The 7,071-nt window shown below is 72.7% G+C and carries 4 protein-coding genes and 1 pseudogene; 1 reads left to right on the forward strand and 4 read right to left on the reverse strand.

Going from position 1 to position 7,071, the window contains the following annotated elements:
* The 4 genes and pseudogenes from ACWEN3_RS37455 to ACWEN3_RS37470 form a co-directional block, all read right to left on the reverse strand.
* Positions 1–447 (reverse strand): annotated as a pseudogene (locus ACWEN3_RS37455) (RiPP maturation radical SAM C-methyltransferase); the annotation flags it as partial.
* 191 nt (positions 448–638) lie between these two features.
* Positions 639–3,179: a polynucleotide kinase-phosphatase gene (locus ACWEN3_RS37460; protein WP_452980493.1), complete on the reverse strand. Its 2,541-nt coding sequence runs from the start codon at positions 3,177–3,179 to the stop codon at positions 639–641.
* Entirely contained in the window at positions 3,176–4,639 is a 1,464-nt protein-coding gene (locus ACWEN3_RS37465) for a 3' terminal RNA ribose 2'-O-methyltransferase Hen1 (RefSeq protein WP_452980496.1), read from the reverse strand. The genes ACWEN3_RS37460 and ACWEN3_RS37465 overlap by 4 nt, the downstream gene beginning before the upstream one ends.
* A gap of 73 nt (positions 4,640–4,712) precedes the next feature.
* Complete coding sequence (locus ACWEN3_RS37470; protein ID WP_452980499.1) at positions 4,713–5,651, reverse strand: hypothetical protein; 939 nt, start codon at positions 5,649–5,651, stop codon at positions 4,713–4,715.
* Positions 5,652–5,846: 195 nt separating this feature from the next.
* On the opposite strand from ACWEN3_RS37470, the gene ACWEN3_RS37475 reads away from it, so the two are divergent.
* Positions 5,847–6,770, forward strand: a complete 924-nt coding sequence (locus tag ACWEN3_RS37475; protein ID WP_452980502.1) for an LLM class F420-dependent oxidoreductase — start codon at positions 5,847–5,849, stop codon at positions 6,768–6,770.
* Positions 6,771–7,071 lie beyond the last annotated feature (301 nt).

Raw genomic sequence — 7,071 nt, forward strand, 5'->3', positions numbered from 1 at the left:
CAGCGCGAGGGAGGTGACGTTCTGCATGAAGGTGGTGGTGAAGCCGACCACGTCCGGCTCGGCGGCCAGGATCCCGGTGGCGCACTCCTCGACGAAGCCGGCGGCGTACGGCCGCATGGCGACGGCGGTGTCGACGCAGAGGTCCCGGGCGGCGGCGTAGTCCCGCAGCCGGGTCAGTCCCCAGCCGGGGTCGTCGTAGAGGACGCCGGAGAACACCCAGTCGCCGAGCCCGTGGAAGATGGCGTCGCTGCCGACCGCCACGTAGTCACCCGGCCGCAGCCGGCCGCCGGAGTGCTCCAGCAGGTACTCCGCCCAGCGCAGCGAGCCGTGGAACTCGGCCACCTCGTCGGCGGGGCGCGCCCCGCGCACGATCCTTTGCAGCAGGCCCAGTTGCAGCGAGGGCAGGTCGAGCGGCTGCCAGGGCATGGTGACGAGGTGGACGCGCATGGTCAGCGGGTCGGCCGTTTCTCCAGGATCGCCGGGCGGCGGCTCGTGCTCCGGTCCTCCCGCACCACTACCTTCTTGATCTCCATGCCCCGTGCTCCCCTCCGGACGTGTCAACACCCTTGTGCCGCACGGCCGTCCACCATATGGACAGATGTGTGTGCGACACAAGGCCGTTCTGTGACGGGCCGGTCCTACAGACGCGGGTCGACCGGTTCCGACTCCAGGGCCAGCACCCCGAACACCGCCTCGTGCACCCGCCACAGCGGCTCCCCGTCCGCCAGCCGGTCCAGGGCCTCCAGACCGAGGGCGTACTCGCGCAGGGCGAGGGACCGCTTGTGGTTCAGGAACCGCTGCCGCAGCCGGGCGAGGTTGTCCGGCCGGGTGTACTCGGGGCCGTAGATGATCCGCAGGTACTCGCGGCCCCGGCACTTGACACCGGGCTGCACCAGCCGGCCATCCCTGTTCCGGACCAGCGCGCCCACCGGCTTGACGACCATGCCCTCGCCGCCCCGGCCGGTCATCTCCAGCCACCAGTCGACGCCCGCGCGCACCGACTCCGGGTCGCCCGTGTCGACGTACAGCCGCCGGGTGGTCTGCAGCAGACCTGAGCCGTCGTGCTCCACCAGCCGGTCGAGCAGGGCCAGTTGCTCGTCGTGCGGCATCGCGGCGAGGCTGCGGCCCTGGGCGGCCAGCAGCTGGAACGGGGCCAGGCGGACGCCGTCCAGGCCGTCGGTGGTCCAGCAGTAGCGGCGGTACGCGTCGGTGAACGCGGCCGCGTCGGCGGCGCGTTCGCGCTGCCGGGCGAGCAGGCCGCCCACGTCGGTGCCGCGGCCCGCGGCGGCCTCCAGGGCGGCCAGCGCGCCCGGGAACACCGCGCCGGACGCGGCGCCGACGGCCGCGTACTGGCTGCGCAGCAGGCCCGAGGCCTTCAGCGACCACGGCATCAGCTCGGCGTCCAGCAGCAGCCAGTCGGTGCCGAGTTCGTCCCACAGCCCCGCGTCCGTGACGGCCGAGCGCAGCCGGCCGAGGATCTCCTCGGTCACCTTCCCGTCGTCGAAGAACGGCCGCCCGGTACGGGTGTACAGCGAGCCGGTGGGGCCCGCCACGCCGAACCGCTTCCCGGCCGCCTCCGCGTCCCGGCACACCAGGGCCTCGGCCCGCGAGCCCATGTGCTTCTCCTCGCACACCACCCGCTCGACCCCGTCGGCCGCGTACTGCGCGAACGCCTCGCGCGGGTGCTCCAGGTAGCCGTCCTCCCCCGAGGCCGCCGTGGGCGCCATCGTCGGCGGCAGGTACGGCAGCAGGCGCGGGTCCATCGCGAAGCGGCTCATGACCTCCAGGGCCGCCGCCGCGTTCTCCTCGCGGACCGCCACCATGCCCGCGTGCCGGGTCTCCACGGCCCGGCGGCCGGACACGTCCGCCAGGTCCAGCGGCCGGCCGTCCTGTCCGCCGGGCGCCTCGGAGCGCAGCGGGCGGGCCGGCTCGTACCAGACCCGCTCGGCCGGTACGTCGGCCAGTTCGCGCTCCGGCCAGCGCAGCGCGGTCAGCTTGCCGCCGAAGACCGCGCCGGTGTCCAGGCAGATGGTGTTGTTGAGCCAGGTGGCCTCCGGGACGGGGGTGTGGCCGTAGACGACCGCGGCCCGGCCCCGGTAGTCCTCGGCCCAGGGGTAGCGCACCGGCAGCCCGAACTCGTCGGTCTCGCCGGTGGTGTCGCCGTACAGGGCGTGCGAGCGGACCCGGCCGGAGGTGCGGCCGTGGTACTTCTCGGGCAGGCCGGCGTGGCAGACGACCAGCCGGCCGCCGTCGAGGACGTAGTGGCTGACCAGGCCGTCCAGGAACCGCCGTACCCGCGCCTTGAACTCCTCGCTCTCGCCCTCCATCTGCGCGACGGTCTCGGCGAGCCCGTGGGTGTGCCGGACGTTGCGGCCCTTGAGGTAGCGGCCGTACTTGTTCTCGTGGTTGCCGGGGACGCAGAGCGCGTGGCCCGCCTCGACCATCGACATCACCCGGCGCAGCACCCCCGGGGTGTCCGGGCCGCGGTCGACCAGGTCGCCGACGAAGACGGCGGTACGGCCCTCCGGGTGGACGCCGTCAACGTAGCCCAGCTTGGCGAGCAGGGCCTCCAGCTCGGCGGCGCAGCCGTGGACGTCGCCGATGATGTCGAAGGGGCCGGTGAGGTGGGTCAGGTCGTTGAAGCGCTTCTCGGTGACGACGGTGGCGTGCTCCATCTCCTCCGCCCCGCGCAGGACGTGTACCTTGCGGAAGCCCTCGCGCTCCAGGTGGCGCAGGGAACGGCGCAGTTCGCGGATGTGGCGCTGGATGACCCGGCGGGGCATGGCGGCGCGGTCGGCGCGGGCCGCGTTGCGCTGGGCGCACACCTCCTCCGGCAGGTCGAGCACGATGGCGATGGGCAGCACGTCGTGCTGCCTGGCCAGCTCGATCAGCCGGCGCCTGCTGTCCTGCTGCACGCTGGTGGCGTCCACGACGGTGCGCCGCCCGGCGGCCAGCCGCTTGCCGGCGATGTAGTGCAGGACGTCGAAGGCGTCCCGGGTGGCGCTCTGGTCGTTCTCGTCGTCGCGGACGAGGCCCCGGCAGAAGTCCGAGGAGATCACCTCGGTCGGCTTGAAGTGCCTCTGGGCGAACGTGGACTTGCCGGAACCGGAGGCGCCGACGAGGACGACCAGGGAGAGGTCGGTGACGGGGAGGACCCGTCCCGTGCGTGTCTCGGTCATGCCGCCTTCGCCTCCTTCTCGTCGCCGATGCCGAACACGGCCATCTGGGTGGGTGGACCGACCTCGGGGTCGTCCGGTCCGACGGGTACGAACTCCACGTCGTAGCCGTGCCGTTCGGCCACGGCCGCCGCCCAGGCGCCGAACTCCTCGCGGGTCCACTCGAAGCGGTGGTCGCCGTGCCGGACGTGCCCGGCGGGCAGGGTCTCCCAGCGGACGTTGTACTCGACGTTCGGGGTGGTCACCAGGACCGTGCGCGGGCGTGCGTGCCCGAACACGGCGTACTCCAGGGCGGGCAGCCGGGGCAGGTCGAGGTGTTCGATCACCTCGCTGAGCACGGCGGCGTCGTAGCCCTTGAGCCGCCCGTCGGTGTAGGCGAGCGAGCCCTGGAAGAGCTTGACGCGGGCCGCCTGCCGCTCCCCCATGCGGTCCAGCCCGATCCGCCGGGAGGCGATGGTGAGCGCCCGTACGGAGACGTCGACCCCGACGACCTCGGTGAACCGCACGTCCTTCAGCAGCTCCTGCACCAACTGGCCCTGTCCGCAGCCGAGGTCGAGGATCCGGGCGGCGCCGCGGGCGCGCAGCGCGGTGATGATCGCCTCTCGGCGCAGCACCGCGAGCGGGGTCGGCCTCTCCTCCGTCTCCGTCTCCTCCTCGACCGCGTTGTCGATCTCCTCGACCTCGCTGTCGTCGGCCTCGGCCAGCCGCACCAGTTCCAGCCGCTCCCGCGCCTGCCGGGTCAGCGACCAGCGCCGGGACAGATAGCGGCTGGTGATCAGGTCCTGCTCCGGGTGGCCGGGCAGCCAGCCCGCGCCGGCCCGCAGCAGCTTGTCGACCTCGTCGGAGGCGACCCAGTAGTGCTTGGCGTCGTCGAGGACCGGCAGCAGGACGTACAGATGGCGCAGCGCCTCGGCGAGCGTCAGCGTGTCCGCCTCCAGGACGAGGCGGACGTACCGCGAGTCGCCCCACTGCGGGAACTCGGTGTCGAGGGGGACGGGTTCGGCGGTGACGGTCCAGCCCAGCGGCTCGAACAGCCGGTGTACGAGAGCGGCGCCGCCGCGGGCGGGCAGGGCCGGCACCTCGATGCGCAGCGGCAGCGGTGCGGCGGCCCGCTCGGGGCGGGCGGCGCACACCCCCCGCATGGCGCTGGAGAACACGTTGCTCAGCGCCACCGCGAGCAGCGAGGAGGCTGCGTAGGGGCGGTCGTTGACGTACTGCGCGAGCGCGGCGTCGGGTGCGCCGCCGCGGCCCTTGCCCTTGCCCCGCCGCACCAGCGCCACCGTGTCGGTCTCCAGCAGCAGCGCGGCCGTGCAGCGTTGCTCGTCCGCCTGGGGGTAGAAGACGTGCGCGGTCCCGTAGGACGTGGAGAACTTCTGCGCGTTCTCGGGGTGCTTGTGCAGCAGGTACCCGAGTTCGGTGGCCGGGTGGGCGGCGTCGCCGCTCGTGGAGATCGTCAGGAACACACGTCCGAGTCTCCCCGTGCCGGGGCCCCGCCGACCACCGGTTTTCGCGACGGCGTCGGCGGTGTCGCCGCCCTCACGACTCCTTGGCGGCGATCGCCCCGGAATTCTTCACGGCCCGCGCGTACGCGGCGCGCAGGGCGTCCAGGTCGGCCTTGTTCCGGCGGACGGCCTTCTTCTGGGCGCGGGACTCGACGGCGTGAGCGGCCTCGATGTAGCCGGTGTCGAGCTTGCACCGGGCGTCGGCGGCCGCCGTCCGCTTCTCCTTGCCGGACGGCTTCTCGGTCTTGTACCAGTCGAGGTCGACGGAGGCCTTGTCCGGGTCGGAGTAGCTGAAGCCCTTCTTCATCATGCACGCGGACCACGCGTGCTCCGCCTTCTTCCAGGCCGGGTCCTTCCGCGCCTCCTCGTGGGACCGGTACCACAGCTGCATGGCCGCCGCGTAGTAGCCGGTGAGCCTGACGCCGCCGACCTTCGTCGCCCTGGGCGGGGCGCCGTAGATCGTGCGTGTCGCCCGGCCGAGACAGCCGCCCTCGGGGACGGGCCGTCCATGGGCGGTGCGGCTGTCGCCGTGCTCGAACGTGCCGGTGAGGGCGGTGTACTGGTCGGCGGGCCACTGCTGGGGCTGGGAGGACTGCTCCGGTGTGCGGTTGCGGTAGCCCTGCCGGGCCGCCTGGTCGGGGTCGTCGACCCCGTACGGGCTGTCGTCACCGACCGTGCCGCCGCCGGTGAGACTGCCCTGCCGGACCGGGTAGGTCGATTCGAGGGCCCTGGTGTCGAGCGTCGCGAAGCCGCTGAAGCCGAGCCGGACCATGCACCGCTTCGCGAGGATCCACTGGGCCCGGGCGAGGGTCTTCCCCTCCGCCGACGACGGATCCGGCAGATAGGCGTGCAGCGGCAGCGCCTCCATCGAGTTGAGGCGGTGGGACCCGTCGGACGCGTCGTCGTGGCCGGCGGCCTGGCATGCCGAAAGGGCCAGCAGCCCGGCGAGGGCGAGAGGGAGGGCTTTGCGCACCTGGTCATCCGATCAGGTGACGATCACTGCCGCAGTGGCGGAGCCCACAGTTCCGCCACGAAGAGCACACAGATGTGATCGTTCGCAACGCTGTTCCGGTGATCTGCCGGCCGGTCGCGACCCCACTCCCGGTGCCCGCGGTACCGGCCGTGTGCGTGCCGCCGCGGCCCCGGCGCCGGCATGCATGATGGATACATGGATCTTCGAGTGTTTACGGAACCCCAGCAGGGTGCGACCTACGAGACGCTGCTTCGTGTCGCCAAGTGCGCGGAAGAGCTCGACTTCGGAGCGTTCTTCCGATCGGATCATTACCTGCACATGGGGGGCGTCGACGGCCTCCCCGGTCCCACCGACGCATGGATCACCCTCGCGGGCATCGCCCGGGAGACGAGCCGTATCCGGCTCGGCACCCTCATGACCGCGGGCACCTTCCGTCTCCCCGGCGTCCTGGCCATCCAGGTGGCGCAGGTCGACCAGATGTCCGGCGGCCGGGTCGAACTCGGTCTCGGCTCCGGGTGGTACGAGGAGGAGCACAAGGCGTACGGCATCCCGTTCCCCAAGGAGAAGTTCGGGCGCCTGGAGGAGCAGCTCGCGGTCGTCACGGGGCTGTGGAGCACCCCCGTCGGCGAGCGGTTCGACTTCGACGGGAAGTACTACCGGTTGCAGGACTCCCCGGCGCTGCCGAAGCCGGCGCAGGGCAAGGTGCCCGTGCTGATCGGCGGCCACGGTGCGAAGCGGACGCCGGCGCTGGCCGCTCGGTACGCCGACGAGTTCAACATCCCGTTCGCCTCCGTCGAGGACACCGAGCGCCAGTTCGACCGCGTCCGCGCCGCCGCCGAGGAGCGCGGGCGCAAGGGCGACGACCTCGTCTACTCCAACGCGCTGGTCGCCTGCGTCGGAAGGACGGACGCCGAGGTGAAGCGGCGGGCGGACGCCATCGGCCGCGACGCGGACGAGCTGAAGGCCAACGGCCTCGCGGGATCCCCGGCGGAGGTCGCGGAGAAGCTGGGGCGCTACGGCGCCGTCGGCTCGCAGCGCGCCTATCTCCAGATCCTGGACCTGGACGACCTGGACCATCTGGAGCTGATCGCCGCCGAGGTCATGCCTCAGGTCGCCTGACCCGACGTCCGTCACGCACCATCCACCCACCGTCCAACCGCGGGCCGTCGGAGCGGGATCATCCGGTGGGCGCGCGGGGTGGTGGCCTTGCTGGGCGGTGGGCGCGCGGGGCGATGGGCGTGCGGGGCGGTGGGCGCGCGGGGCGATGACTGCGCAGGACGGTGGCCTTGCTGGGCTGTGGCCGCGCGGAGCGATGGCCTTGGGCGGTGGCCGCGCGGAGCGATGGCCTTGGGCGGTGGCCGCGCGGAGCGATGGCCTTGGGCGGTGGCCGCGCGGAGCGATGGCCTTGGGCGGTGGCCGC

It is taken from the genome of Streptomyces sp. NPDC004561, assembly GCF_053602155.1.